Below are 25,116 nucleotides of genomic sequence, written 5' to 3'. Positions count from 1 at the left end.
ATCATCGAACCATGGTGCCGCCGATTTCGCATTCGTGTCGCGGCATAGAGGGGTGTACCTGATGGAAATTCTCAAGACGTCCCGCCTGGTTTTGAGAAATTTCCGGTCCGACGATGCAGGCGATCTCTTTGACTATCTGCGGGATCCGAAAGTCAGTTGTTTTCTGTCGCTGAAGCTTGAAAACATGGACGAAGCGAAGGCGGAGGCTGAAAAGCGAAGCACGAGCGACGAATATGTCGCCGTCTGCCTCAAGGAGACGGACCGGCTCGTAGGCGACCTCTTCGCCATCGCGGAGGAGGACACCTATTCCGTGGGGTGGAATTTCAATCCAGACTTTGGCGGCTCAGGTCTTGCCTCGGAAGCCGTGCACGCCCTCTTCGCCTATCTGTTTCAAGTCAAGGGCGCGCGCCGGCTGTACGCCTATGTTGAGGACGACAATCTCCCATCGCAGCGGCTGTGCGAAAGAATGCATATGCGCCGGGAAGGACTGTTCGTGGAGTTCGTGTCCTTCAGAAACGGCGATGATGGTCTGCCGATCTACGAGAATACCATGCAATATGCGATCTTGCGGAAGGAATGGGAGGCTTTGCCCTTCGCTTCCGAGCGGTGAAAACCCGAATGGTCCCGATGTCGATCGGGCCAAGCTTCCGGCACTTCGATCCAAAGGCGGTGTGAACCAAAGGGCGGCGCGGCTAAGCCCGATGGTTGGGTATCATGCTGCCTTGCCCGCGTGCGTTGAGCGTGCCGGCATGAGTGGTGCGCGATGGGCAGATTTTCATCTTATTCAACGGTCGTTTACCTCCGCACTGTAAAAATTAGCAATATTTTATGGACCTGCTGTCAGATTTGCGGGGAAATCATCGGCCATTTCTTCTGGGAAAGGTCGTTGCGGATAGGGATCAAGGACCGATCATGACCAGGACTCTCGCATTCAAGCTGCTCAGCGTTAGCGCAACCGCCATCTTGCTGTGTCTGGCAGTGACCTTCGTAGCCGTCATTTATCAGGTTCGCGAACGCACTGTTTCGATGACGCTCGACCAAGCCCGCACGGATGCCAAGGCAACGGCTGCCGGGGTTGCATCGCAGCTGAACAATCTGGCGGGTTCCGTCAAGGCGATGGCTTCCGTCGTTGAACGGACCGAGGTCGACAGGGCCGGCGTGACCGAAATGCTGCCTGCGCTGATCGAGAAATTCGACCTGGTCTTCGGCTCCTGGATGCTGGAAGACGTGAATGGCTTCGATGGCAAGAAGGCTGCACCGGGCACGGCAACCGGCGTCAACGGCAGTGGCGAATTCACGCCATACTGGACACGTGGCGCGAATGGCCTCGAGCTGCTCGTTCCTGAAGTCATCAATCGTGAAGAAGGTTATTTCTCCTTGCCCTCGTCGACCCGTGCGGGTGTTGCGACGGAGCCCTATGTCGAGGATGAAGCCGGCGGCATGCTGATGATGAGCATCGTTTATCCGGTCATCAGCGCTGAAAAGCTCCGTGGTGTACTCGGTGTCGACGTTGGCCTCGACACACTTTCCGCCGCCCTGAAAGATCAGCGTCCCTTCGGTGTCGGGCGTGTCTATCTCCAGACCGGCCAGGGGCTCTGGCTTACCGCCCCCGACAAGGGCGAAATCATGAAGCCCTATGAATTCGAAGGTGATGCGGCCGTGAAGGCTGCGGCGTTGAAGGGTGAGACCGTCATCCTCAAGAATGTGATCGGGGTGGACCAGCAACCGGTGTTCCGCGTCGTCATGCCTTTCGATCTGCCAGGCTTGAATACACGCTGGATGATCGTCGAAGACGTTCCTGTTGCCGTGGTATCCGCCATCGTCAACCAGCAGACGCTGATCCTGATTGCCGGTGGTCTGGTCATCATGGCCGCCGTGATCATCTCTCTTCTGGCCGCCGTGCGCATGTTCATCCAGAAACCCATTGGCGCCCTGCTGAAAGAGGTCTCACGCCTTTCCCGTGGCGATTACGAACAGCCGGTGGGCGGGCAGGACCGCAAGGACGAAGTGGGCGCTCTTGCAACGTCGCTCGATAGCTTCCGCAATCAGCTGGCCGAAGGTCGCAGCATCGAGGCCGTGGCCGAGCGGCAGCGCCTTGCTGCGGAAGAACAGCGCAGCCAGACCGAGGCTGAGCGCCATGCGGTCACGGAAACCCAGCGCAAGGTTGTGATGGCGCTCGGAAAGGGACTTCAGCAGCTCGCGGACGGCAATCTTTCTCACCGGATCTCGGAAGAATTCCCGGGCTCCTATGCAGAACTTCGCGATCACTACAATTCTGCGGTCGATAGCCTCGAAAACACGGTCCTGCGCCTCAATGTAACGGTCGATACGCTCAATGCCGGAACCCGCGAGATCAGCCGCAGTTCCGACCACCTGTCCAAGCGCACCGAACAGCAGGCCGCGAGCCTCGAAGAAACGACGGCAGCGCTCGGCGAGATCGCCGACAAGCTCAACGAAAGTGCTGGCAATGCCCAACTGGCCGCCAGCAAGGTCAAGACGGCCTGCACCGAGGCAGAACGCTCCGGTGAGGTCGTCCAGAAGGCCATCTCCGCGATGGAGGGTATCGAGGACAGCTCGCGCAAGGTCAGCCAGATCATCGGCGTGATCGACGAGATCGCCTTCCAGACCAACCTTCTGGCGCTCAATGCGGGGGTCGAGGCAGCCCGTGCGGGTGAGGCTGGCAAGGGCTTTGCGGTCGTTGCTCAGGAAGTCCGAGAACTTGCCCAGCGCTCGGCACAGGCCGCACGGGAAATCAAGGCGCTCATCTCCGCCTCGAACGATCAGGTCGGCCAGGGCGTTACGCTCGTCGCGGAAACCGGCGAGTCCCTCGATCGGATTGCGGAACAGGTGCAGGCGATCGACTCGCTGATGCAACAGATTTCGCGCGCCACCGGCGAACAGGCGTCCGGCCTGCGCGAGATCAACACCGCCGTGAACCACATGGACCAGGCAACGCAGCAGAATGCGGCCATGGTCGAAGAAACGACTGCGGCTTCGGCCGTGCTGAACGGCGAGGCAAACACCCTCAGCCAGATGATCTCGCGCTTCGTCGTCGGACGTGGCCAGATCAGCAAGGCCGCCTGAGGCCAGACAAAAAAAGCGGAGGGAGACGATATCTCCTTCCGCTTCTTCGGGGAGCTAACTCCCTCTTCCGTCCAGTGAAGTCAGCCCGTCGTCCAAGTCCCCGGTGTCGACAGAATTGCACACCGGCACGACTGGCTTTCGGGTCTGGCGTTTATGCCTTTCAGGCGTCCGTCTCCTGATCCACCATCAGGCACAGGATCGTATGCAGCACCTGAGCTGCGATCTGCGCCGTATTGCTGGTCGGATCGTATTGCGGTGCGACTTCCACGACATCGCCACCGATGATGTTCAGGCCGGACAGACCGCGCAGGATCTGCAGCACTTCGCGCGGCTGAAGGCCGCCCACTTCGGGTGTGCCGGTTCCCGGCGCAAAACCCGGATCAACGCTGTCGATATCGAAGGAGATGTAGGTCGGGCCGTCTCCGACGATCTGGCGCGCCTTTTCGATGATGCGCGGGAGGCTGTTTTCGCTCACCTCTTCGGCATGCACGACGGTCATGCCGCTCTCATAGGAGAACTCCCAGAGATATTCGGCCGGGCCGCGGATGCCGATCTGGATGGTGCGCTTCGGGTCGAGAACGCCGTCGAGCACCGCCAGTCTGAAGGGGCCGCCGTGTTGGAACTTCGTCCCTTCGTAAGGGCCGGCAGTGTCGCAATGGGCGTCGATGTGGATGAGACCGACCGGTTCCTTCGCACCAACCGCCTTCAGGATGGATGAGGTGATCGAGTGATCGCCGCCCACGCTCAGCGGGCGAACACCGGCACCGATGAGGCGATGGTAGAAAGCCTCGATATCCGCATGGCATCGAGCCAGATCGTAACGGCTCTGCATCGGCACGTCGCCGATATCGGCAACCTTTGCCTTGGTCTGCGGAGAGACGCGCAGAACGTGATCGTAGGGGCCGATCCGTTCAACGCTGCGGATCGAACGTGGTCCGAAGCGGCTGCCGTTCCGGTTGGTGACGCCCAAATCCATGGGCACGCCGACGAGTGCGATATCAAGCCCGCCGAAATCGTCGAGCGCGGCTGCGTCCGGCATCGCCGGCGCATCGAGAAGGGTCGGAATCCCGGCGAAAGGCCATTTGCGTTTGTCGCCGCCCGTGAACTGGGCTTCGGCCACCTTTCGGAAATGCGGATCGAAAATGTCACCGCCGGCAGCATTACCGTATTTCTCGCGCAGGGCCTTCAGATGTTGCTGGTCCGTCATGACTTGGTCTCCTTGGAATCTGCAACGACAATAGAGGTCCCCGCGCGGGCCTTACTTCTGATTTTTCCGAAATGATGGGCGCGTGAATCTGATGTACTTCCAATGATCAATCGCCGACCCTGCTTGGAATGGATACAAAAATTCAAAGGGGATCTCCATGAGCGATAAGGTCATCAACATGTCCATGCCGCGCCGCCATGTTCTGGCGGGGCTTTCAACCCTCGGCGCCCTGGCTGCGACGGGTGGTTTTCCCTATATTGCGAGGGCGCAGGAGAAGAAGCTTCGCGTCGGCCTCTATGGTGGTTACTTTAAAGACACCTTCGATGCATCGATCTTTCCGGACTTTACCGCTGAAACCGGCATCGAAATCGAAAGCGTTGCGGAGCCGACCGGCGAAGTATGGCTGGTGCAGCTGGAGCAGGCCGGCAAGGCCGGTTCTGCGCCCGTCGATGTCTCGATGATGGCTGGTGTTCCGGTCATTCGCGGAACCAATTCCGGTCTCTGGGCACCGCTCGATCCGAAGAAGTTGCCGAACCTCAAGAACGTCAAGCCGAGCCTGGTGCATACCAACAGCGCCGGCGAAGTCGTGAGTGTCGGGGCGACCAGCTGGTACATCACCCTCGTCTCGAACACCGACGTCTACAAGGAGGCGCCGACATCCTGGAAGGACATATGGGACCCGAAATACAAGGACAGCCTCGGGCTGCTCGCGAATGTCGGAAACTCCTATCTGCTCGAAGTTGCTGCAAAATGCTATTTCGGTGGCATCAACCATCTCGATACGGATGACGGGATCCGCGAAGCTGCGGCAAAGGTTGCCGAGCTGAAGCCAAACGTTCGTCTCTGGTACCGCGACGAAGCGCAGTTCGAGCAGGCACTGAAGTCGGGCGAGATCCCGATGGGGCAGTATTTCCACGACGTGACGAGCATTGCGATCAAGGATGGCTTCCCCGTTCGTTCGACCATGCCGGTCGAAGGCGGCATCTACGACTATGGCTCCTGGGCAGTGACGAAGGCTGCGGCTTCATCGTTGGATCTGGCGCATGTCTATATCGATTACATGTCTCAGCCGTCGACCCAGGCCAAGCTCGCCCGCACGCTCGGAAGCGCGCCGATCGTCGACCGGTCGCTGATGGATCTGACCGATGAGGAGTTCAACGCAGTCTCCTCGACGATCGATCCGATCACGCCGCATTACGAAATGCAGGCGTTGAAGACGGACTTCATCAACCAGGTCTGGAGCGAGATGCAGCAGGGCTGATCCGCCCGCTCGTTTTCCAATGATCGTGAGGCGGGCCGAACGCCCGCCTCCAATGCCTGGAGGCAAAGACATGTCCGGATTGGCGATCCAAAATCTCAACAAGGCCTATGGCCCGGTCCATGCGCTGAGCGACATTTCGCTCAAGGTCGACAACGGCCAGTTCGTTTGTCTGCTGGGTCCGTCCGGCTGCGGCAAGTCCACGCTGCTGCGGATTATCGCGGGTCTGGAAGATGTCACCGCAGGGCATGTCATCCTCGATGATCGAAACATCACCGAAGTGCCTGCCCATTTGCGGGACTTCGGAATGGTTTTTCAATCGCTGGCCCTGTTTCCCCATCTGACGGTGGGCGAGAATATTGCCTATCCGTTGCGCATCCGCGGGGTTTCGAAAGAGGTGCAGAAGGCCGAGGTGGAGCGGCTCCTGAAGCTTGTGCATCTGCCGGGCGTTGCCGACCGCGCCATCACGCAGCTGTCCGGTGGTCAGCGCCAGCGCATCGCCATTGCACGAGCGCTTGCCCTGAAGCCGAAGCTGTTCCTGCTTGATGAACCGATGTCTGCACTCGACGCCAAACTGCGCGAAGCGATGCAGGTTGAGTTGAAGCGCCTGCAACAGGAACTGGGCATCACGACTTTCCTGGTTACGCATGACCAGAAGGAAGCCATGACGACGGCCGATGTCGTCGTCGTCATGTCGGGTGGCGTCATCCAGCAGGTGGCTCCTCCCCTGGAGATCTACCGCAATCCTGCAAATGCTTTCGTGGCCGACTTCATCGGAGTGGCAAACCTCATCGAGGGGCGTGTTGCAACACCGGGACGTGTGAGCGTCCCAGGTGGGGTCGTTGCCATGCCGCAAGCGCCGGCTTCGGGAAAGATCACATTCTCCGTGCGCCCCGAGGATCTGGAGCTTCGCGAGGTGCCCTGCGACAGCAGCGTGGTCGGCCGGATCGCGTTTACGCGCCATCTCGGTTCGTCCATCGAGGTCAGTGTTGCCGTTGATGGTCTTGCCAAGGACCTGATCGTCTCGCTTCCCTCACGGCAGGATGCTCGGCTGTCTCTCGGGCAGGAAGTCCATGTGCATGTTCCCAGTTCCGCCTGTGTCGTCCTGGGGGGAGCATGAACGTCGCGAAACCCTCATCCGTTTCGGGATATCTTCCGCTTCTGGTCCCGGCGGCGCTTCTGGTGCTCTTCTTTGTGGTACCTTTCGGATCGATGCTGCTTATCTCGTTCTACAAGAACGCGGGTGGTGGCCTCGTCGAGAACGTGGTGACCGTCGCGAATTATGAGCGTTTGTTCAGCCCGTTTTTTGCGCGTCTTCTCGGGGCGTCCTTCGGACTTGCTCTGGGCGTTGCGGTCATCTCGATCCTGATCGCCTTTCCCTTCTCCTATCTTCTGGTCAATGCGCCACGATCCACACAGGTCTGCTGGCTGATCTTCCTGCTTTCGATCCTCTCATTGTCGGAGTCGATCATCGGCTTTGCCTGGTCGACCATCCTGTCGCGCACCGCGGGCATCAGCAATCTGCTGGTATATCTGGGGCTGCTTGAGACGCCCGCCTCCTATGCACCGGGACTGGCAGCTCTCGTCGCCGGCGTCGTCTACACCGCCTTTCCCTATGCGGTCCTCGTCCTTTACCCGATCCTGTCACGCGTCGATCCGCATATCGAAGAAGCGGCCCGCACACTGGGAACGTCGCCGCTGCGGACCTTTTTCGCCGTCGTCCTGCCCATGCAGCGCAACACCATCATCACGACCTTCCTGATGATCATGGTCTTCACGCTCGGCACGTATCTGATGCCACAGATCCTTGGGAGACCGCAGCACTGGACGCTTTCCGTGGCGATCAGCGATCAGGCGCTGGTGCAGTCGAACATTCCCTTTGCGGCAGCTCTCTCGGTCTTCCTGGTCATCGTGACATTGCTGATTGTCGGTGCCGTTGTCCTCTTCGGTCGCAAGGAGCGTGCACAATGAGTCAGGTTCTGCTGCGCCGCGTGTTCTTCTCGGTGCTCGCCATCGTCATGGCCGCACCGTTCATCGTCGTCCTCGGTGTCTCGGTCAATGCGAAGAAGTCGCTGACCTTTCCACCGCAAGGCTTCAACCTGGGTTGGTATCTCGATCTCTTCAGAACACCAGACTGGTCGGCCGCCCTGTTCAACAGCAGCCTGATCGCGCTGTTGTCCGCAGCCTTCGCCGTCATGATCGCCTTTCCCCTGGCCTGGTTCAACTGGCGCTACCGCATGGGCATCGTGAAGGTGATCATCGCGGTCGGCCTGATGCCCTTCCTCCTTCCGCCCGTGATCACCGCGATGGGTTTCCTGTCTTTCTGGACGCAATCCGGCTTTTACGGACAAAGCTGGACGGTGGTGATCAGTCACGGGATTTTCCTCGTGTCGCTTCCACTCGTGTCGCTGACGCTCGGTTTCAGTTCGCTGGAAGCAAGTCTGCCTGAAGCGGCTGCGACGATGGGGGCCGACAATCGCACGATCCTCACGACCATCGTGCTGCCGCTTGTGCGGCCATACCTGATTTCGGGCTTTGCCTTCGCTTTCGTCGTGTCGCTCAACGAGTATCTCGTGGCCTATATGACGGTGGGTGCCGTTATCGAAACCCTTCCGATGAAGATCTTCAATTCGCTGCGCTACGGCTACACGCCCGTCATGGCGTCCGCTTCGGTCTTCTTCGTCTTCGTCACCGTCGTCATCTTCTCGCTCGTCGCTCGTTTCAGCGACCTTCCCAAATTGCTCGGGGCCCATTCCAAATGACTACTGTGCGCAGCGCGCTGGCAGAGGCCACGCTCTATCCGTTCTGGCTCGACAATCCGCTGGCTCCTGCCAGTGAAAAACATCTGGTTGGTCGTGCCGATGCCGATCTCGTCATCGTCGGCGGAGGCTTTACCGGCCTTTGGGCCGCGATCCTGGCCAAGCAGGCCAATCCCGGGCGGGATGTTGCCATCATCGAAGCCGGCAAGGTCGGTCATGGCGCTTCCGGCCGGCCGGGTGGGATCGTGTCGACGTCCGTCATGCACGGACTGTCCAATGCCAACCGGATCTTTCCCCAGGATCTGGCGGCGCTGGAACGGCTCGGGAAGGTGAATCTCGATGGATGGTCGAAGACGCTCGATGACCATGGCATCGACGCCGATGTCGAATGGTCCGGCGAAATGACGGTTGCCGTTGGAGCGGGTGGTCTGGACGAACTGCAAGAGGAATTCCAGCTTGCACAGCGCTACGGACACAATGTCGTCCTGCTCAACCGTGACGAGGTTCAGGCGGAAGTGGCCTCGCCGTTGTTCGATGGCGCGATGTGGTCGAAGGAACGCAGCGGCACGGTGCATCCGGCGAAACTCGCCTGGGGCCTCAAGCGCGTAGCGCTCAGCCTCGGTGTCCGGATCTACGAGCATACGCCGATGACCGGTGTGGAGGATGACGGAGGCACGCTGACGATCGTGACCCATGACGGTCGGATCAAGGCGCCTCGCGTCCTGTTTGCCACCAATGCCTGGAATGCGGGTCACAAGAAGATCAAGACCCGCATCGTGTCGGTTCGCGATCGTGTTCTGGCGACAGAACCTCTGACTGCGGAGCAGCTTTCCCGGCTCGGTTGGAAGAACCGCCAGGGCATCTACGATACGCGCACGCAGCTGAACTATATGCGGCTCACGCGCGACAACCGGATCATCTTCGGCGGGCGTGTTGGGTATTACTTCAACAACAATACGGACCCTGCGGGCGATCGCAAGATCGAAACCTACGAGCGCCTGGCTGGCTATTTCTTCAACACGTTCCCGCAACTCGCCGATGTGAAGTTCACCCATGCCTGGTCCGGGCCCATCGACCTGACGATGCGTCTGGCGGTGCATTTTCAACGTTATTACGGCGGGAAGGGGCTTTATGCCGGGGGCTATTCCGGCTTCGGCGTCACCACGACGCGCTTCGGCGCCTCGATCGGCCTCGACATTCTGGATGGGAAAACCAACCCCGATCTCGAGCTCGATTTTGCCCGGACGCTGCCGAACTGGATTCCGCCGGAACCATTCCGTTGGATCGGGGCAAAGACGACGATGTATGCGCTTGACGAGGTCGACCAGAAGGGTGGCTGGCGCAAACTCTGGATAAACATGGTCCACAAAATGGGGTTCCCGCTATGACGACATTCATCCGCCCGCCATACATGGAGGTTCCTGCCGCTCTGCTGGACCGCGCCCAGACCGTCTTCATTGCAGGACGTTGGGTCGACGCAGGCGAGAGCGCTGCGATCGAGGTCATCGACCCGTCGACAGGCAAGGCCTTTGCCGCGTTTCGGCCGGCCTCTGTCGCGCAGGTTGACGCTGCGGCCGCTGCCGCCACGCAGGCCTTCAATAGCTGGCGCCGCACGAGCGGAAAGGAGCGGGCAACATATCTGAGGGCGATCGCCGAGGGGCTCCGGACGCGGAAGGCCGACCTTGTGGCGCTGCAGATGCTCAACAGTGGCAAGCCCCGCTTCGAAGCCGAGATCGATGTCGATGATGCGGTCGCGACCTTCGACTATTATGGCGATCTCGCCGAAGGTCTGGATAGCCAGCAGGGGCAATCGGTCGAACTACCGATGGACGGCTTGGAGGGCGCCACCTATTTCGAGCCGCTCGGTCCCGTCGCGCTGATCGTCCCGTGGAATTTCCCGATGGTGACTACGGCATGGAAGCTTGCTCCAGCGCTTGCAGCAGGCTGCACGGCGGTCCTCAAGCCGTCGGAATTCACGACACTGACCGAACTTGTCTATGGCGATATCGCCATCGAAGCCGGCCTGCCGGCAGGTGTGCTCAATATTCTCCCGGGGGCCGGGGCGATCGGTAGTGCGCTCTGCGCCGACCGCCGCTTCCGCAAGATTTCGTTTACAGGGTCCAATGCCACCGGCTCACGGGTTATGGCTGCCGCGGCACAGCGTGTCGTGCCCGTCTCCCTGGAACTCGGCGGCAAATCGCCGATCGTCATCCTGGAGGATGCGGACATCGCGCAGGCTGTCGAGATTGCCGCTGCCGGCATCTTCTTCAATTGCGGTCAGATGTGCTCCGCCACCTCCCGCCTGCTGGTTTCGGAGAAGATCGCTGCGCGCTTCACCGAGGCTCTCGTCGAGAAGGCTGCGGGGCTGAAGGTCGGCGGTCACGAGACGCCGGATGCCGAGATGGGTCCTCTCACCACCTTCCCACAATATGCCAAGGTCAGGGACACGCTGGAGGCGGCGCGGGCGTCGGGCCTCGAGTGCCTGGCGGGCGGTCGTGTCGTGGAGGGCCGCGATGGTTTCTTCGTCGAGCCGACGATCTACCGCGACGTGCCATCCGATCACCCGGTCTGGCGTGACGAGATTTTTGGACCGGTTTTGGCGCTTAGAAGTTTTGCCAGCGTCGACGAAGCCATCGCCATCGCCAACGACACGGAATTCGGATTGGCGGCCACCGTGGTCGGCACCGATCCGGAGGCTGCAAATGCCGTGGCGAGCCGGCTTGATGCAGGTCATGTCTGGGTCAACTCCGCGCAGATCATTTTCCCCAATACCGCCTGGGGTGGTTTCAAGGCGAGTGGGATCGGTCGCGAGTTGGGGCCCTGGGGGCTCTCCTCCTATCGCGCTGTCAAACATGTGACGCGCGCAAGCTGACTCCTCGCAGAAAGGAAACACTCATGTCCAAACTCATTGCCCTGACCTCGGACGGACCGGACGGCCTTGCAGCCTGTAGCGTCGTGCCCGCTGAGAGCCTGCTGACCGCAGCCCCTACAGAACAGGGTGCGGTGATCTTCTCCGAGGGGTCGCAGACCTGCGGTATCTGGGAGGCGACGCCTTATGCCGAGCGGATGGACAACTATCCGTTCAACGAGATGGCCCACATCCTCGCAGGGCGGGTTGTCATCACGCCCGACGGTGGCGCACCTGCCACATTCGGTGCCGGCGACAGCTACGTCATGCGCAAGGGCTTCAGCGGTCGCTTCGAGGTGACTGAGACCTGCCGGAAATACTATTTCACCGTCGAATAACAAGAAAACGGCGTCGGTGACGGGACGCTTTGGAAGAGGGAATACCCATGGCAGTGTCAGCGGACCTGATCATCATCAACGGCCGGATCATCTCGATGGAGCCGGCGCAGCCGCAGGCGGAAGCGCTGGCAATTGCCGGCGGGCGGATCCTCGCCGTCGGCAGCAACAGCGAGATCTCCGGCTACAGGACCGGTGAGACGCGTGTGATCGATGCGGGGGGTGCCAGCGTCACGCCCGGCATCAACGAGAGTCACATCCATCTCTTCGGTGCATCTGCCGAACTCGACCAGCTGTCTCTGTTCGAGGTCAAGGGATATGAGGCGATGAAGGCCGCCATCCTTGGTTATGCGGAATCGCGACCGTCCGAGCCGTTGCTGATGGCCAATACCTGCGATTATACGATCCTCGGTGAGGGGCGCCCCATCGACAGGCACGTGCTCGATTCGATCCTGGCGGACCGTCCCCTTGCTCTGATGTCGCCGGACCACCACACGGTCTGGGCCAACACCATCGCGCTCACCAAGGCTGGCCTCCTCGAAGGCCGCAAGCTGCCACCTGGCAATGAGATCGTCATCGGCGAGGATGGGCTGGCCCAGGGTGAATTGCGCGAGCACTATGCGTTTGATGATGTCATCGCACTTGGCGCCAATGCTGGCCGCGACCTCCTGGGACTGAGCACCGGCGATGAACCGGCGAATGTGACGGCAGCGGACCGCGCCTATGATCGCACCCTCCTGAAGCGTGGTCTCCAGCATCTGGCGGCCAATGGCATCACCAGCTTCCAGAATATGGACGGCAATCGCTACCAGCTGGAACTGCTCTCTGAGATCCAGGCTGAAGGCGACCTGATCTGCCGTGGCCGGGTGCCGCTGCATTACGTCAGCGGCGATATCGTCGAGCAGATGGACAAGGCGGCTGCGTGGCATGCCGAGTTCCAGGGGGAGTGGCTGAATTCCGGCACTGTGAAAGTGTTCATGGATGGCGTGCTCGATTCCCACACGGCGCTGATGTACGACGACTATGCCGACCGGCCGGGCTGGAAGGGCGAAGCGCGCATCGACCAGGCGACCTTCGACCGGATCTGCATCGAGGCGGACAAACGTGGTCTGCAGATCGCCGTGCATGCGATCGGTGACGGCGCGGTATCGAGCGTCCTGGATGGCTATGGGGCGGCACGTGCCGCGAGTGGCCCTCGCGACAGCCGCCACCGCATCGAACATATCGAAGTGGTGCGCTGGGGCGATCTGACCCGGATGGCGGATCTGAAGGTCATTGCTTCGATGCAGCCGACCGTGCCGCCCGGTCAGTGCGGCTTGCCACTTGAGCCGACCTTGTCGCGCATCGGCGTGGACAACTGGGTTCGCTCCTACGCATGGCGAGCGATCCGTGATGCCGGCATCGACATGATCTTTTCGACAGACTGGCCGGTATCGCCCGTGTCTCCGATGCTGTCGATCCATTCCGCCATGACACGCAAGCCGTGGCGCGACGACCTTCCCGACAACCGTCAGACCCTGATGGAGGCTCTCGATGCCTATACGGTGCGAGGCGCCTATGCCGAATTTGCGGAAAGCTGGAAAGGTCAGCTGAAGTCGGGCTATGTCGCAGACATCGTGATCTGGAACGCGGATCTCGAGGCTCTGGACCCGGAGGCAATCGTCGGCGTGACACCGCGGCATACGATTTGCGGCGGCCGGATTACCTACGAAGCCTGACCTTGTCGCGCGGATCTGACCGCGTTGCCGATCTGCTGTGATCAAGCGATCCCGCGGCGATTGTCGAGGGATCGCTTGCCTAATATTGACCCGGGGAATATCGTTGTTGGTCAAATAGTTCCACTGTGTGGAACCGAGACGGGCCGACTTTTACGGGAAGCAGCCAAGATGCAGAAGACCGAGAGCGCCACGCGCAATCTGATCTCCGTCGACAACATGGACATCCGTCTCATCCGGATATTCATCAAGGTCGTGGAGGCGGGCGGTCTCTCAGCGGCACAGGCTGAATTGAACCTTTCCCTGTCGACGATCTCGGAGAAAGTCTCGGCGCTCGAGCAGCGTCTGGGCGTCACGCTCTGCAAACGTGGACGCGGCGGATTTCAGCTGACCGAGGTCGGGCGTCTGGTGTTCGAAGAATGCCAGAGGCTGTTCGGTTCGCTGGACCAGTTCCGGCGAAAGGTTGCCGGGTTGCGCTCCAATCTCAGCGGGAGCCTGTCCCTCGGGCTTGTCGACAATACGATCACGGATCCGGCTTCGCCGATCGCGTCGACCATCTCCGCCTTGTCTGAGGCGGCCCCCTCGCTGCAACTGGTCGTGGAGACCCGTTCGCCGGGTGAATTGCTCAGGGATGTCGTCGCGCGCAAGCTCGATCTCGCAGTCGGCAGTTTTCCCCGGATGGCGTTGGGGCTCACTTACTTCGATCTTTACGAAGAAACCCAGAACTTCTACTGCGGTGCCGGGCATCCTCTGTTCTCCACCCCTGATGATCAGATCGGTATCGACGAGGTTCGCACCTACCGCATCATCGGGCGCAGCTATTGGGCAGCGCGCGACATCAAGATCTTCGCCATCGCCAATCCGCACGCCACCGTCTCCAATATGGAGGCGGAGGCCTATCTCATCCTGTCGGGTGCCTATCTCGGATATCTTCCCGATCACTATGCCGCCTCCTTCGTGAAGGCGGGTCGCATGCGCCTGATCCGGCCCAACCTCTTTTCCTACAAGGCCAAATTTCAGCTTGCGACGCTCGACGACTGGAAGAGCAGGCCGATCTTGAAGACATTCATCGACATCATCAGCCGCACCGTGAAGGATGGTCCGGCGCGGTTGCTCCCCGTTCCCACGGCCTCTTGACCTCGATCTTCGAGCTTGCGCGCGCTGCCATCCGAAGTGCTTTCCGTTCGATCAACCCCGATCCAGAAGGGGTGGAGTGCTGAAACTTTGAAATTCGCCGAAGTGAACTCGGAGCATTCCTAATGTGTAGGCTTTGGGGGGCGTGAGACAACGCCTTATGGCCTGGATCAAGCGACGAGAACCTCTCGGACTGCTTCCGGGAGATCGGCGGTGGCTTCGGCTGCGGCATCGAGTTTACTAGACAGCGAAGGGTTCGACTGATGACGCTCATCATTCCGACACGTGAAGCCACCGAAGCGATGCTCGGAAGTATCCTGGCGCCCAATCTGCCTGTCCAGGTTATCGAAGAACGGGTTGCTGCCGTTTATGGTTTGGTCGGGACATGGCGCCGGTTGGGCGGCGAGCGGGAACAGAACTTTCGCCTCATCACAGATGCCGGTGCGGAGTTCGTTGTCAAAGTGGCGTCGCTGAACGAGCCGCAAGACAGTCTCGTCTTCCAGACGGAAGCGCTCGAACACATCCGCCGTGTGGATCCTCACGTGCCGGTCCCGCGCTTGCGTCGGACGCTCGATGGTCAGGCGTTCTCCACGGTATCCGATGAACTCGGACGTGCACACACGATGCGGGTTCTTTCCTTTGTTGCGGGCAAGACCCTGCTAGACCAACTGAGTGCATCCGGGACGGTTCTCGATGCTGGGGAACTCATGTTGCTGGGAGAGGTCAGTGGACGTCTCGCCCGCGCCCTTCAGGGCTTCCGCAGTGCCGGCGCGCCCGGCAACATGCCCTGGGATCTGGCAAACGGCTTGCTTTTCTCCGAACCGTTGCGCCGGGCCTTACCCGCCTCGCTCCGGCCGTTTGCGGAACGCTTTCTGCCTCATCTTTCGACGGTGCTTTCCGAGCGCCTGCCGAAGCTTCGGGCGCAGGTGATCTATCACGACTTCCATGAATCCAATGTTCTCGTGACGCTCGACCCGGAATTCCGTATCGACGGGATCATCGATTTCGGCGACATGATCTTCGGCCCGGTGGTTCAGGATCTCGCCGTCACCGTTGCGTCCCTCGTTCACTGGTCGAATGATCCCGTCCATGCGGCGCGCTGCCTCGTGCGTGGATATCAGCGCTATATGCCGCTGGAGACGGCCGATCTCGAAATCTTGAGGTCTCTGGTTCTCGCCCGGCTCCTGCTTCAGGTGTCACTCGTCTCGCACCAGTCCGGCCTCGACGAACCGCCGGAGTCCAAGCTTGGCGAGTTGCAGTCTCTCTACATCGAGGCCATCCATCGCTTCGAAACCATGTCCGATGCCGAATTCTCAGCGGGCATGATGCCGTCGGTCGTACCGTCCGTGAAGGTTGATGTCGTCGCCGGTGCCCAGCCGACGCCTGCGCTCCTCAAGCGTCGCGAGGCGGTGATGGGCAAGACCTATACGTTTTACAACGAGCCGGTGGAGCTTGTGCGCGGGCTGGGTTGCAAGGTCTATGATGCGACGGGCAAGGAGTATCTCGACTGTTACAACAATGTCGCGAATGTCGGTCACTGCCATCCCTATGTCGTCGAGGCGCTCGCCCGGCAGGCCAGCACGCTCAACACCAATTCGCGCTATCTGCATTCGGAGATCGTGCGGCTCGGAGAACGGCTTGGGGCGACGTTGCCCGACCATCTCGATACCTGGTTCTTCGTGTGCACAGGATCCGAGGCCAACGATCTTGCCGTTCGTCTGGCGCGCGCATCGACGGGGCGCGAAGGGATCGTCATCACCGAGAACAGCTATCACGGCAACACCACGGTCGTGACGCCGCTGTCGTTGATCGACTATAACATCGAGGACAAGCCAAGCTGGGTGGAAACCCTGCCGCCGCCCAATCTGTATCGCGGACTTTACCGCGAAGACGTACGGGATGCGGGCCAGAAATACGCCGCCCATGTCGATGAAGCCGCGTCGCGACTGTCCGAGCAGGGCTTTGGCATGGCTGGGCTCCTGATTGATTCCATCTTCGACGCCAACGGTGCGCTCGTGCCGCCGCAAGACTATCTGCCGCTTGCCTATCAGGCGGCGAAGCGTGCCGGGGCTCTGACGATCGCGGACGAGGTCCAGATGGGCTTTGGCCGATCTGGGACGCATATGTGGGGCTTCCAGGCCTTTGGCGTGGAGCCCGACATCGTCACGATGGGGAAGCCGATGGGCAATGGACATCCGATTGCAGCGCTTGCAACGCGGCGTGATATCGCCGAGCGCCTGCAGAAACATACGGGCTACTTCAACACCTTTGGTGGCAACACGGTTTCAGCGGTGGTCGGAAATGCCTGCCTTGACGTTCTTGTCGGCGAAGACCTGCAGGGGAATGCCGCCCGAAGCGGTTCGTTCCTGATGAGTGGCCTGCGAGCCCTGATGGAGCGCCACGAGATCATCGGGCATATTCAGGGACGGGGCCTCTTCCTCGGTGTCGAACTGGTGACTGATCGCGAGACAAGAGCGCCAGCGAAACTTGCCGCGCGCTGGGTGCGCGAGCGGATGAAGGCTCTCGGCGTTCTGGTGTCGTCGACAGGTCCGTTCGGCAATATCATCAAGATCCGGCCTCCTCTGGTCTTCAGCCTGGCTGACGGGGAACGATGCCTGGAAGCGCTGGACATCGCGCTGAAAGAGGTGCCTGCGGATCTCTGACCGGCTCCGTCCGAGTCGTCCAATCTTCGTTTCCCAAGCGCATGAAGGGGGCGGTCCCGTCTCGGGGCGCCGACCTCGGCATCAGCGGGAGGGCGTCAGACCGTTTGTCACGCGGTCGCGCACGAGACGGGTGAAGGCTGCGATCGTGTTGCGATCCGCACTTGGGGCCGCCACGAGAATGAATTCCACATCCTCGATCGTCGGCAGGGCCGATGGCGGTAACTCGCGCAGCCCCGGTGGTGCGAGGTTGCGCGGTTGCACCAGAACTCCCATGCCGGCCCGCGCTGCAGCTGTCAGGCCGCTCAGGCTCTGGCAGGAGCAGACAATGCGCCATGGATGACCAGTGCGTTCAAGCGCCTCCATCAACAAGGTCCGCGTCAGACTCGGGGGTGGAAACACGATGAGGGGCAGCACGGGATTGGCAAGAATGGCGTCGGGATCCGCGGCCAGCCAGACTAGCGGCTCCCGCAAAATGACCTCGCCACGTCGGTCTCCCAGCCTCCTCTTGGCAAAGACCAGATCCAGTTCCCCTTTGTCCTGCATGTCTGCCAGATCCTTCGACAGGGCGACGGTCAGATGCAGTTCCACGGCCGGATAGTCCGCGATGAAATCCTGAAGGAGGACCGGCAGCTGTCCCGAGACAAGATCTTCCGAGATGCCGAGCCGCAACCGGCCACTCGGCCGAGCGGCTTCAAACAGGGATGATGTCTGTCGTTCGAGCGAGAGCAACTGCCGGGCATGAGGAAGCAAGGCTTCCCCATCGGCAGTGAGCTGGACGCCGTGGGTGTCACGATCCAGAAGTCGGCGTCCGATGGCGGCTTCCAACCGTTGCAGGTGTTGACTGACGGTGGACTGCCCCAAGCCCAGCTTCTGACTGGCGGCGGTGAAGCTGCCGAGCTGCGAGATCGATACAAAGCTGCGCAAGTGAACGAGATCAAGCATATCACGATATCCGATGACTGTTATCTCTTGCATCGGAATTCACAATAACTAATCTCTGCGGACTGTCCAGCCATGCCGGAACGCTCAAATGAAACGCTTCATTCCCGATACTTTCACGCTGCTGCTCGTCGCCATGGTGGCACTGGCCTCGGTGTTCCCGATTTCAGGCGAGCCTGCAGAATGGTTCGGGATTGCAACCAATCTGGCCGTTGCCTTGCTGTTTTTCCTGCACGGTGCGCGTCTGTCGACCGATGTGGTGGTGGCCGGTTTCCTGCATTGGCGCCTGCAGAGCTTCATCCTGGCGGTCACCTTCGTCGTCTTTCCGCTGCTCGGCCTGTTGCTGGGTCTTCTCTCGCCCTGGCTGATCCCTCCGGCCCTCTATCTCGGGCTGCTTTATCTCTGCGTTCTGCCCTCAACAGTGCAGTCGTCGATCGCCTTCACATCGATCGCCGGAGGTAATGTGCCTGCTGCGATCTGTGCGGCGTCCGCCTCCAACATCCTCGGCATGTTTCTGACGCCGGCGCTCGTTGCCGTTCTCTTCTCGGCGGGCGGTCATGTCGGCGTGTCGCTCGACATGATCTGGAAAATCCTGCTGCAACTTTTCCTGCCCTTCGTGCTCGGCCAGGTGCTGCAGCCCTTCATTGGCAACTGGATCCGGGCACGCAAATCGCTGCTCGCGCCTGTTGATCGGGGGTCGATCCTGATGGTCGTCTATCTTGCATTCTCCAATGCGGTGATTGAGGGGATCTGGTCCGAGTTTTCGGCGGCGGATCTGTCTCTGGTGATTGGCCTCGACGTTCTTCTTCTCGCTGTGGTGCTGACGATCACCTTCTTCGGTTCCAAGCTTTTCGGCTTCAGCCGGGAAGATCGCATCGCGGCCGTTTTTTGCGGCTCCAAGAAAAGCCTCGCCAGTGGTGTGCCGATGGCCGGCGTCATATTCGCTGGGCAGTCGGTCGGCGCGATCGTCCTGCCGCTCATGCTCTTCCACCAGATTCAGCTTATGGTCTGTGCGTGGCTCGCGCGTCGATTTGCCGTTTCTGACATCGCGACGAAGCCGATCCCGGTGGACAGTGGCGCGGGGGCCGTTTCGAAGGCACCGTAGGTCGATCCGATCCTGCCACGAAACGCGCACGCATTCCGCGTATTTCGCTCCCGGTTTACCGATGGTTAAGCATGATTGCGTCATGCTGGATTTCATTCGGATAGATTGATGCAGGCTTCGGCCATGCCAGCCTGGGAACGGACGCTCATATGCCTGTTGTGACTTTCGCCAACACGAAGGGCGGTGCCGGCAAGACGACGGCAGTGCTTCTCATCGCGACCGAACTGGCGCGAATGGGGTTGCGGATCGCGGTGCTCGATGCTGATCCGCAGCACTGGATTTCGCGGTGGCACCAGCAACTGGGTCCGAATTGCCCGGAGCGGCTGCAGGTGGTCCCTTATGTCTCCGCCGCCAGCCTCGAGCGCGAGATCAAGCGTTACCAGCATGTCGTCGACCTTGTGGTCGTTGACCTGCCGGGCCATCGCAGTCCCTTGATTGCCCAGGCGCTCGGATATTCGAACTACGTGCTGATCCCGGCCCAGGGATCGGCGATGGACGCGCAAGGAGCAGCCAATGTCATCGACCTGCTCTACTATCTGCAGGACAAGACGGGCATCCGCGTTCCGCACTCGGTCGTGCTGACGCGCATCAACCCGATCATCACCACCCGTGCCCTGCAGGGCGTCAAGGCTCTGATGGCGGAGAAACGGGTGCATCTGCTGGCAACGCCGATCGTCGAGCGGGCGGCCTTCCGCGACGTCTTTTCCTGCGGCGAGACGCTCTACACGATGGATCCCCGCCATGTGAGCAATCTCGACCGAGCCCAGGAAAACGCCCAGATGCTGGGACGCGAGGTGATGGAGCGTCTGATGCGCTTTTGCACCATCGGTGCGGCCGCGGTTTCTGAACCGCAAACCGTCAGAATGGTCGCCTGACCTTCGCCACCGCCCGCTCCCTTTACAAGGAGCTCAGAACAGGGCGTCGTCGAAAAGTTCGTCGTCCGTAAGCGCCTGCGCCGGGGCAGCCTCGACCATTTCACCCTTGTCCGCTGCCGCGCCGAATATGGCGGAATGCACGTCGCGTTCCGACTTCATCGTATAGGTCGCATAGATTTCACCGGCGATGCCCGAAATGAATGTTTCGAGGCCGTCACAGGTCGGCTCCATGTCGATGGCGTCGGCCGCCAAGGTGCAGCAGTCGTTGAGGATCGCCGTCAGGTCGTGATGGAAGTCCAGCCCGGCTGTTGCCTTGGCCACCCGGATGGAGATTTCCTGCCCCTGCTGCTGCAGGTCATTCAGCTTGTCGTCCAGAGTGTTGCCTGCCAGCGTGACATGGGCGAGGGCCACCTCAATGCGGGCCACAAGGTCGGGTTCCCCTTCGCCGTCCTGGCTGGTTTCCGTCTGACTGAGGCCGGTTGCCTGATCGTCCAGCAGACGCAGATGGTCCAGTGCGCGGTCGGTGACATCATCCAGGCGGCCGGAGAAGGTGCGCAGTTCATTGGTCACGACGTTGATGGCGCGGCTCTCTTCGCCGAGCTTGCTACAGCGCAGGTTGGTGTTCAGAGCCATATACTGGATGTCGGTTCGAACGATCTGGATGGTTTCGACGCTTTCGACGAGATCTTTGACCATGCTGCTGACGGCGGCACTCAGTCGCTGGGCTTCTCCGGCGGACTGCTGGATGCCACCGACGACGGCACGGGCTGTCTCCAGGCTTTCGCGGACAAGGCCCATGGCAGAGCGTGAAGAGGCGTTGTCAGCGGCCGGCAGCATCGAGTGCTGCAGATCCATCAGCGCGGTTACATCCTGGGAGAAGGCACCGATATTGCTCACGATCGTGGAGCATTCGGCGCGGAAATCCTCCGACATGGCGATGAGCTGGTCTCGGACCAGGCGGATGATGAGGAGGACAACCCGTTCGCGTTCTGCCGGCGCTAACTCATGTCCTTCCGAGCGGGCCAGATGGGTTTGCGCGATATCGAAGGCTGCCTGACAATGCTCCAGGCGTTGGCGTGTCACGTCGCCGATCTGCAACGACGACAGAGTGCTGGCCAGCCGACCCTGAACCTTCATCGCCAGGCTCGTCACCTGGGACGCGAGATCAGCAAGCGAGCTGCGCTGGGTCTGGATTGCATTGGCATTTCGGCCGAGATCTCCAACGATTGCGGGGATAGACTGGTCGTGTTGGGCAATACCGTCACTTCCTGTCCGGGCATGGGTGATCAGATCCTGCAGTGCGACGATGCGCTCGCCGAAGGATTTGACTTCCTGGCTGGCGAACTGGATGCGCTCGACGATCTCCTCCGCGAAGCCTGCAAAATCGGCGATGCCCGCACCTGTGATCTTTGCCGTGACAGCGAAGGTGCGCAGGTAGCGCAATGTGTCTTCCATCGCCAGGACTTCACTGGTGAGAGCCTGACTGTAGTCGCCGATCCGTTCAAAACGAAGGTGCAGATCCTTCTGCTGGGCAGGCAGCGCCGCAATCAGGGCTGCGGTGTGCTCCAGTTCCGCCGTGGCTTCGGCCGCCTCGTCCTCGCGCAAGGCATCGGAAATGCTGCCAAGCGAGGTTAACAGGCCGCTGAAGACTTCGAGCACGGCGACCAGCACGGTGCCACCGTCGAGAAAACGCTGCTCGATTTGTGCAAGGGCCTCGTTCAATCTCCTGCCGATGACGATCTCTGGCCCGGTGATCTCTGTTGGCGACGAGTAACGTTCGGACTGACGCGCTCTCTTGGTATTCATCTCAAGTCCTCGTTTCTCGTGTTCATTGGTCTCGTCTTCATGTGCTGCACGGTGATGGTTTTCATCCCAGGTGCCTGCGGTCGGCTGCCAGTATCTCGCGGGCGATCTGCTCCAGCGGCACGATGCGGTCCACGCCGCCGCGGGCAATCGCCTCCTTGGGCATGCCGAACACGATCGATGTTGCCTCGTCCTGCGCCACCGTATAGGCGCCGGCCTTGTGCATTTCGTCCATGCCGCGCGCGCCGTCGTCGCCCATACCCGTCATGATCACGCCCATCGCATTGGACCCGGCCGCGCGCGCGGCGGAGCGAAAGAGGACATCGACCGAGGGACGGTGGCGAGAGACCAGAGGACCCTCCTTGATCGCCACCTGATAGCGCGCGCCCTGACGCTCGAGCAAAAGGTGATGGCCTCCCGGCGCGATCAGAACGTGACCGCGCAGAACCGGATCTCCATGGGCCGCCTCCTTCACCTCGACCTGGCACAGCGTATTGAGCCGAGAGGCGAAGGCGCTGGTGAATTTTTCCGGCATGTGCTGGACGATCACGATTCCAGGCGCATTGGCGGGGAGGGCGACCAGCAGTTCGCGCAGCGCCTCCGTTCCTCCTGTCGACGCGCCAACGCAAACCACCATTTCGGTGGTTTTTGCCATGGCCCGACCGGTCGGTGGCGGCAGGACTGCATCGGCGGTCAGTTTGGCTTCCGTCGCACCGGCAAATGCCACGCGGCGGCGGTCTGACTTGACGCGGGCGAGGGCTGCACCTTTGACCGTCTGGCGAATGGTGGCTCCGGCCTCCGCCAGATGGTCGGCTGCGCCGATCTTGGGCTTCAAGATCACGTCGACGGCGCCGGCCTCCAGCGCTTGCATCAAGGTCTGCGATCCCGCTTCGGTCAGCGACGAGCACATGACGACGGGGATCGGATGCTGTGCCATCAGCTTGCGCAAGAAGGTGATGCCGTCCATCTTCGGCATTTCCACGTCCAGCGTCACTACATCAGGCACTTCCTCCTGGATGCGTCGTGCTGCAACAAAGGGGTCGGACGCTACACCCATGACTTCGATGTCACCATCGGCTTCCAGAACCTGGGTGAGCGCCTGTCGAACGCTGGCCGAGTCGTCGACGATGAGTACGCGTATCTTCTTGCCCATCGCCAAATTCACACCTTCTGAAAAACCGTATTGGCCACTTGCCGGACAGGCAGGGCGAAGCCGGTGATGGTTTCGGAATGGCCGACATAGAGATAACCGCCTGGCACGAGACGGTCGCAGAGCCGGGTCAGCACCTTCTCCTGGGTCTTCTTGTCGAAGTAGATCAGGACGTTTCGGCAGAAGATGACCTGCATGGGGTCGCCTACGCCGTAGGACGCATCCATCAGGTTCAGCCGGGCAAAGCCGACCTTGGCACGCAGCTTGGGATGGATCCGGACTTCGCCGCGGCCGGGGTCGCGAGGCTCCATGACATAGCGCTTGCGTCTTTCCCGATCGACCGGTTCGATCATTGCCGTCGAGAAGATGCCGCGCTTTGCCACGCGCAGCACGTCCGTGGACAGATCCGTGGCAAGGATTGCATAATCGGGGCCGCCGTTTGCCTGAACGAAATCTTCGATCACCATGGCAAGCGTATACGGTTCGGCTCCGATCGAGCAGGCCGAACTCCAGACCCTCAGCCGTCGATGCCCCTGCGCCAAGAGGTCGGGGAGAGCCTTGCGGCTCAGGTGGTCGAAATGCGTCGGCTCGCGGAAAAAGTCGGTCTTGTTGGTGGTCACGACATCGATGAGGTGAATGGCCTCGCTCTCGATCCCGCCATGCTGGAAGAGGTAATCGCAATACTGGTTCAGTCCGTCGACGCCGACGAAGCGCAGGCGACGACGCAGCCGTCCCTCCAGCATCGTCTTCTTCGTGATCGGCATCTTGATGCCGCTGTAGTCATAGATGTAGCGCGCCAAGAGGTCGAAATTGCGCGGGCTCAGGCCGTCGCCAAGGGCCGATGCCATCATCCGCCCTTCCTGACCCGCTGTCGCATATGTCTTCGAGGCTAAAGCGTTCATGCGTGTTCCAGACTGCTGGCGGCGACAGAGCCGAGGGACCGCACGTCCGTGCCTGAGAAGAGCTTGGCCAGATTGACGATGACGACGAAACCTTCGGTGCGGCGAACGACGCCTGCGATGTAATCGGAGGGCCAGCGGATACCGATATCGGGGGCTGCCTCGATCGCGTCATGGCGGAAGGAGGTGACCTCAAAGACGCGGTCGGCGACAAGGCCGAGCGACAGAGACCGGCCATCAATCGGCACGTCTATCACGAGGATTCGCGTGTGCGGTGTCTTCTCCGTCCGTGACATTCCCAACCGCAGACGCAGGTCGATGACGGGCACGCCGTGGCCGCGAACATCGCGCAGTCCCAGGAGATAACTCGGGCCGTGAGGTATGCGGAAGGGATCCTCGTGGTCGAGAATTTCCCGGACGACCTCGACAGGAACGGCAAAGCATTCGTTTTCTAGGCTGAAGGTCACATATTGCGATTCAGTTGCTGCAATGGCCATAGGGCACACTCCTTGATTTCGGCACCGCATCAGATCCTTGGGACATGGAGAACAGCGATCGGGATCGGCGAGGGGCACCGGCCCGCATGTCCGATGGAAGCGGGCCGATGACGTGGTTTCTTCTAAGGTTTCCGATCAGGCCGTCTGACGGAAATCTTCGTCATCACCGTCTGGACCGCCCATGCTCATGTCGAGGGCAAAACCATTCGGCCTGGCCTGGGGACGGCTTGCGACCACCGGGCGCTTGGCCGGCACGTCCGCTGCCATCTTCCGGGCGACCGACTGGAGCTGTTTTGCCTGCTGCATCACAGCCTTGCTTGATGCTCCGTCCACCTTGAAGAAGGCGATGGAGGCCTGCAGTTCTTCGGCCTGGGCTGCAAGTTCCTCCGAGGTGGCGGACATCTCTTCCGAGGCGCCGGCATTCTGCTGGGTGACCTTGTCGAGCTGCTGGATCGCCTCGTTGATCTGGCTCGAGCCGATGTCCTGCTCGCGGCAGGCGGCCGAGATTTCCGAGACCAGTTCGGCGGTCTTGCGGATATCGGGCACCAGGCGGGTCAGCATCTCGCCGGCCTGGGTGGCGACCGAGACGGTTTCGCTCGACAGACCGGAGATTTCGGCCGCCGCCGCCTGGCTGCGTTCGGCGAGCTTGCGCACTTCCGAGGCGACGACGGCAAAGCCACGACCGTGTTCACCGGCACGGGCCGCTTCGACGGCTGCATTGAGTGCCAGCAGGTCGGTCTGGCGGGCGATTTCCTGGACGATCGAGATCTTCTCGGCGATCGTGC

At 60.9% G+C, this 25,116-nt stretch carries 21 protein-coding genes; 14 read left to right on the top strand and 7 right to left on the bottom strand.

Annotation, left to right across the window (positions count from 1 at the left end; translation table 11 throughout):
• Positions 1–61 precede the first annotated feature (61 nt).
• Positions 62–610: a GNAT family N-acetyltransferase gene (locus DMY87_RS22865; RefSeq protein ID WP_110793951.1), complete on the top strand. Its 549-nt coding sequence runs from the start codon at positions 62–64 to the stop codon at positions 608–610.
• Between the two features lie 302 nt (positions 611–912).
• On the top strand, positions 913–3,084 hold the full coding sequence (locus DMY87_RS22860; RefSeq protein ID WP_165826431.1) for a methyl-accepting chemotaxis protein: 2,172 nt from the start codon (positions 913–915) through the stop codon (positions 3,082–3,084).
• Between the two features lie 160 nt (positions 3,085–3,244).
• Here the strand turns inward: DMY87_RS22860 and speB are convergent, their stop codons facing one another.
• The gene (gene speB, locus DMY87_RS22855) at positions 3,245–4,291 is read right to left on the bottom strand and encodes an agmatinase (RefSeq protein ID WP_110793949.1); all 1,047 of its coding nucleotides are present in this window, start codon (positions 4,289–4,291) and stop codon (positions 3,245–3,247) included.
• Positions 4,292–4,448: 157 nt separating this feature from the next.
• Between speB and DMY87_RS22850 the strand changes: the two genes are divergently transcribed.
• The 10 genes from DMY87_RS22850 (at position 4,449) to DMY87_RS22805 (ending at position 17,063) form a co-directional block, all read left to right on the top strand.
• Complete coding sequence (locus DMY87_RS22850) at positions 4,449–5,552, top strand: ABC transporter substrate-binding protein (RefSeq protein WP_110793948.1); 1,104 nt, start codon at positions 4,449–4,451, stop codon at positions 5,550–5,552.
• Between the two features lie 70 nt (positions 5,553–5,622).
• A complete protein-coding gene (locus tag DMY87_RS22845; protein ID WP_110793947.1) occupies positions 5,623–6,669 on the top strand; it encodes an ABC transporter ATP-binding protein in 1,047 nt (348 codons plus the stop codon).
• Complete coding sequence (locus DMY87_RS22840; RefSeq protein ID WP_110793946.1) at positions 6,666–7,520, top strand: ABC transporter permease; 855 nt, start codon at positions 6,666–6,668, stop codon at positions 7,518–7,520. Before DMY87_RS22845 ends, DMY87_RS22840 begins: the two co-directional genes overlap by 4 nt.
• The gene (locus DMY87_RS22835) at positions 7,517–8,311 is read left to right on the top strand and encodes an ABC transporter permease (protein WP_110793945.1); all 795 of its coding nucleotides are present in this window, start codon (positions 7,517–7,519) and stop codon (positions 8,309–8,311) included. Before DMY87_RS22840 ends, DMY87_RS22835 begins: the two co-directional genes overlap by 4 nt.
• Positions 8,308–9,696, top strand: a complete 1,389-nt coding sequence (locus tag DMY87_RS22830; RefSeq protein ID WP_110793944.1) for an NAD(P)/FAD-dependent oxidoreductase — start codon at positions 8,308–8,310, stop codon at positions 9,694–9,696. Before DMY87_RS22835 ends, DMY87_RS22830 begins: the two co-directional genes overlap by 4 nt.
• On the top strand, positions 9,693–11,180 hold the full coding sequence (locus DMY87_RS22825) for an aldehyde dehydrogenase family protein (RefSeq protein ID WP_205908212.1): 1,488 nt from the start codon (positions 9,693–9,695) through the stop codon (positions 11,178–11,180). Before DMY87_RS22830 ends, DMY87_RS22825 begins: the two co-directional genes overlap by 4 nt.
• A 23-nt stretch (positions 11,181–11,203) precedes the next feature.
• The gene (locus DMY87_RS22820; protein WP_110793943.1) at positions 11,204–11,554 is read left to right on the top strand and encodes a cupin domain-containing protein; all 351 of its coding nucleotides are present in this window, start codon (positions 11,204–11,206) and stop codon (positions 11,552–11,554) included.
• Positions 11,555–11,601: 47 nt separating this feature from the next.
• Positions 11,602–13,269, top strand: a complete 1,668-nt coding sequence (locus DMY87_RS22815; protein WP_110793942.1) for an amidohydrolase — start codon at positions 11,602–11,604, stop codon at positions 13,267–13,269.
• Between the two features lie 168 nt (positions 13,270–13,437).
• Positions 13,438–14,403, top strand: coding sequence for a LysR family transcriptional regulator (locus DMY87_RS22810; protein ID WP_205908211.1), 966 nt, complete (start codon positions 13,438–13,440; stop codon positions 14,401–14,403).
• A 260-nt stretch (positions 14,404–14,663) separates the two neighbouring features.
• Positions 14,664–17,063 (top strand): aminotransferase class III-fold pyridoxal phosphate-dependent enzyme, encoded by a 2,400-nt coding sequence (locus DMY87_RS22805; protein WP_110793941.1) that lies wholly within the window; start codon positions 14,664–14,666, stop codon positions 17,061–17,063.
• An 81-nt stretch (positions 17,064–17,144) separates the two neighbouring features.
• On the opposite strand, the gene DMY87_RS22800 is transcribed toward DMY87_RS22805, so the two are convergent.
• Positions 17,145–18,005: a LysR family transcriptional regulator gene (locus DMY87_RS22800; RefSeq protein ID WP_110793940.1), complete on the bottom strand. Its 861-nt coding sequence runs from the start codon at positions 18,003–18,005 to the stop codon at positions 17,145–17,147.
• Positions 18,006–18,093: 88 nt separating this feature from the next.
• Between DMY87_RS22800 and DMY87_RS22795 the strand changes: the two genes are divergently transcribed.
• Together DMY87_RS22795 and DMY87_RS22790 are read left to right on the top strand one after the other, a co-directional pair.
• Positions 18,094–19,107, top strand: coding sequence for a bile acid:sodium symporter family protein (locus DMY87_RS22795; protein WP_205908210.1), 1,014 nt, complete (start codon positions 18,094–18,096; stop codon positions 19,105–19,107).
• Positions 19,108–19,256: 149 nt separating this feature from the next.
• Complete coding sequence (locus tag DMY87_RS22790; protein ID WP_110793939.1) at positions 19,257–19,982, top strand: ParA family protein; 726 nt, start codon at positions 19,257–19,259, stop codon at positions 19,980–19,982.
• Positions 19,983–20,015: 33 nt separating this feature from the next.
• On the opposite strand, the gene DMY87_RS22785 is transcribed toward DMY87_RS22790, so the two are convergent.
• From DMY87_RS22785 to DMY87_RS22765, 5 genes are all read right to left on the bottom strand, one after another.
• Positions 20,016–21,788 carry a hypothetical protein gene (locus DMY87_RS22785; RefSeq protein ID WP_110793938.1) on the bottom strand — a complete coding sequence of 591 codons (1,773 nt, stop codon included), beginning with the start codon at positions 21,786–21,788 and terminating at the stop codon, positions 20,016–20,018.
• A gap of 61 nt (positions 21,789–21,849) precedes the next feature.
• Positions 21,850–22,938 (bottom strand): protein-glutamate methylesterase/protein-glutamine glutaminase, encoded by a 1,089-nt coding sequence (locus DMY87_RS22780; RefSeq protein ID WP_110793937.1) that lies wholly within the window; start codon positions 22,936–22,938, stop codon positions 21,850–21,852.
• Positions 22,939–22,946: 8 nt separating this feature from the next.
• Complete coding sequence (locus DMY87_RS22775) at positions 22,947–23,786, bottom strand: CheR family methyltransferase (protein ID WP_165826440.1); 840 nt, start codon at positions 23,784–23,786, stop codon at positions 22,947–22,949.
• 47 nt (positions 23,787–23,833) lie between these two features.
• Positions 23,834–24,331: a chemotaxis protein CheW gene (locus tag DMY87_RS22770; protein ID WP_110793935.1), complete on the bottom strand. Its 498-nt coding sequence runs from the start codon at positions 24,329–24,331 to the stop codon at positions 23,834–23,836.
• Positions 24,332–24,466: 135 nt separating this feature from the next.
• A partial coding sequence (locus DMY87_RS22765; RefSeq protein WP_245409020.1) for a methyl-accepting chemotaxis protein occupies positions 24,467–25,116 on the bottom strand: 650 nt, incomplete at its 5' end.

The organism is Peteryoungia wuzhouensis, assembly GCF_003205195.1.
Taxonomy (GTDB): Bacteria; Pseudomonadota; Alphaproteobacteria; order Rhizobiales; family Rhizobiaceae; genus Allorhizobium; species Allorhizobium wuzhouense.
This window is presented reverse-complemented; position numbering and strand designations above follow the sequence as displayed.

Coding starts and splice junctions, on each gene's coding strand:
- DMY87_RS22865 (WP_110793951.1), top strand. CDS start 62: ATGGAAATTCTCAAGACGTCCCGCCTGGTTTTGAGAAATTTCCGGTCC.
- DMY87_RS22860 (WP_165826431.1), top strand. CDS start 913: ATGACCAGGACTCTCGCATTCAAGCTGCTCAGCGTTAGCGCAACCGCC.
- speB (WP_110793949.1), bottom strand. CDS start 4,291: ATGACGGACCAGCAACATCTGAAGGCCCTGCGCGAGAAATACGGTAAT.
- DMY87_RS22850 (WP_110793948.1), top strand. CDS start 4,449: ATGAGCGATAAGGTCATCAACATGTCCATGCCGCGCCGCCATGTTCTG.
- DMY87_RS22845 (WP_110793947.1), top strand. CDS start 5,623: ATGTCCGGATTGGCGATCCAAAATCTCAACAAGGCCTATGGCCCGGTC.
- DMY87_RS22840 (WP_110793946.1), top strand. CDS start 6,666: ATGAACGTCGCGAAACCCTCATCCGTTTCGGGATATCTTCCGCTTCTG.
- DMY87_RS22835 (WP_110793945.1), top strand. CDS start 7,517: ATGAGTCAGGTTCTGCTGCGCCGCGTGTTCTTCTCGGTGCTCGCCATC.
- DMY87_RS22830 (WP_110793944.1), top strand. CDS start 8,308: ATGACTACTGTGCGCAGCGCGCTGGCAGAGGCCACGCTCTATCCGTTC.
- DMY87_RS22825 (WP_205908212.1), top strand. CDS start 9,693: ATGACGACATTCATCCGCCCGCCATACATGGAGGTTCCTGCCGCTCTG.
- DMY87_RS22820 (WP_110793943.1), top strand. CDS start 11,204: ATGTCCAAACTCATTGCCCTGACCTCGGACGGACCGGACGGCCTTGCA.
- DMY87_RS22815 (WP_110793942.1), top strand. CDS start 11,602: ATGGCAGTGTCAGCGGACCTGATCATCATCAACGGCCGGATCATCTCG.
- DMY87_RS22810 (WP_205908211.1), top strand. CDS start 13,438: ATGCAGAAGACCGAGAGCGCCACGCGCAATCTGATCTCCGTCGACAAC.
- DMY87_RS22805 (WP_110793941.1), top strand. CDS start 14,664: ATGACGCTCATCATTCCGACACGTGAAGCCACCGAAGCGATGCTCGGA.
- DMY87_RS22800 (WP_110793940.1), bottom strand. CDS start 18,005: ATGCTTGATCTCGTTCACTTGCGCAGCTTTGTATCGATCTCGCAGCTC.
- DMY87_RS22795 (WP_205908210.1), top strand. CDS start 18,094: ATGAAACGCTTCATTCCCGATACTTTCACGCTGCTGCTCGTCGCCATG.
- DMY87_RS22790 (WP_110793939.1), top strand. CDS start 19,257: ATGCCTGTTGTGACTTTCGCCAACACGAAGGGCGGTGCCGGCAAGACG.
- DMY87_RS22785 (WP_110793938.1), bottom strand. CDS start 21,788: ATGAATACCAAGAGAGCGCGTCAGTCCGAACGTTACTCGTCGCCAACA.
- DMY87_RS22780 (WP_110793937.1), bottom strand. CDS start 22,938: ATGGGCAAGAAGATACGCGTACTCATCGTCGACGACTCGGCCAGCGTT.
- DMY87_RS22775 (WP_165826440.1), bottom strand. CDS start 23,786: ATGATGGCATCGGCCCTTGGCGACGGCCTGAGCCCGCGCAATTTCGAC.
- DMY87_RS22770 (WP_110793935.1), bottom strand. CDS start 24,331: ATGGCCATTGCAGCAACTGAATCGCAATATGTGACCTTCAGCCTAGAA.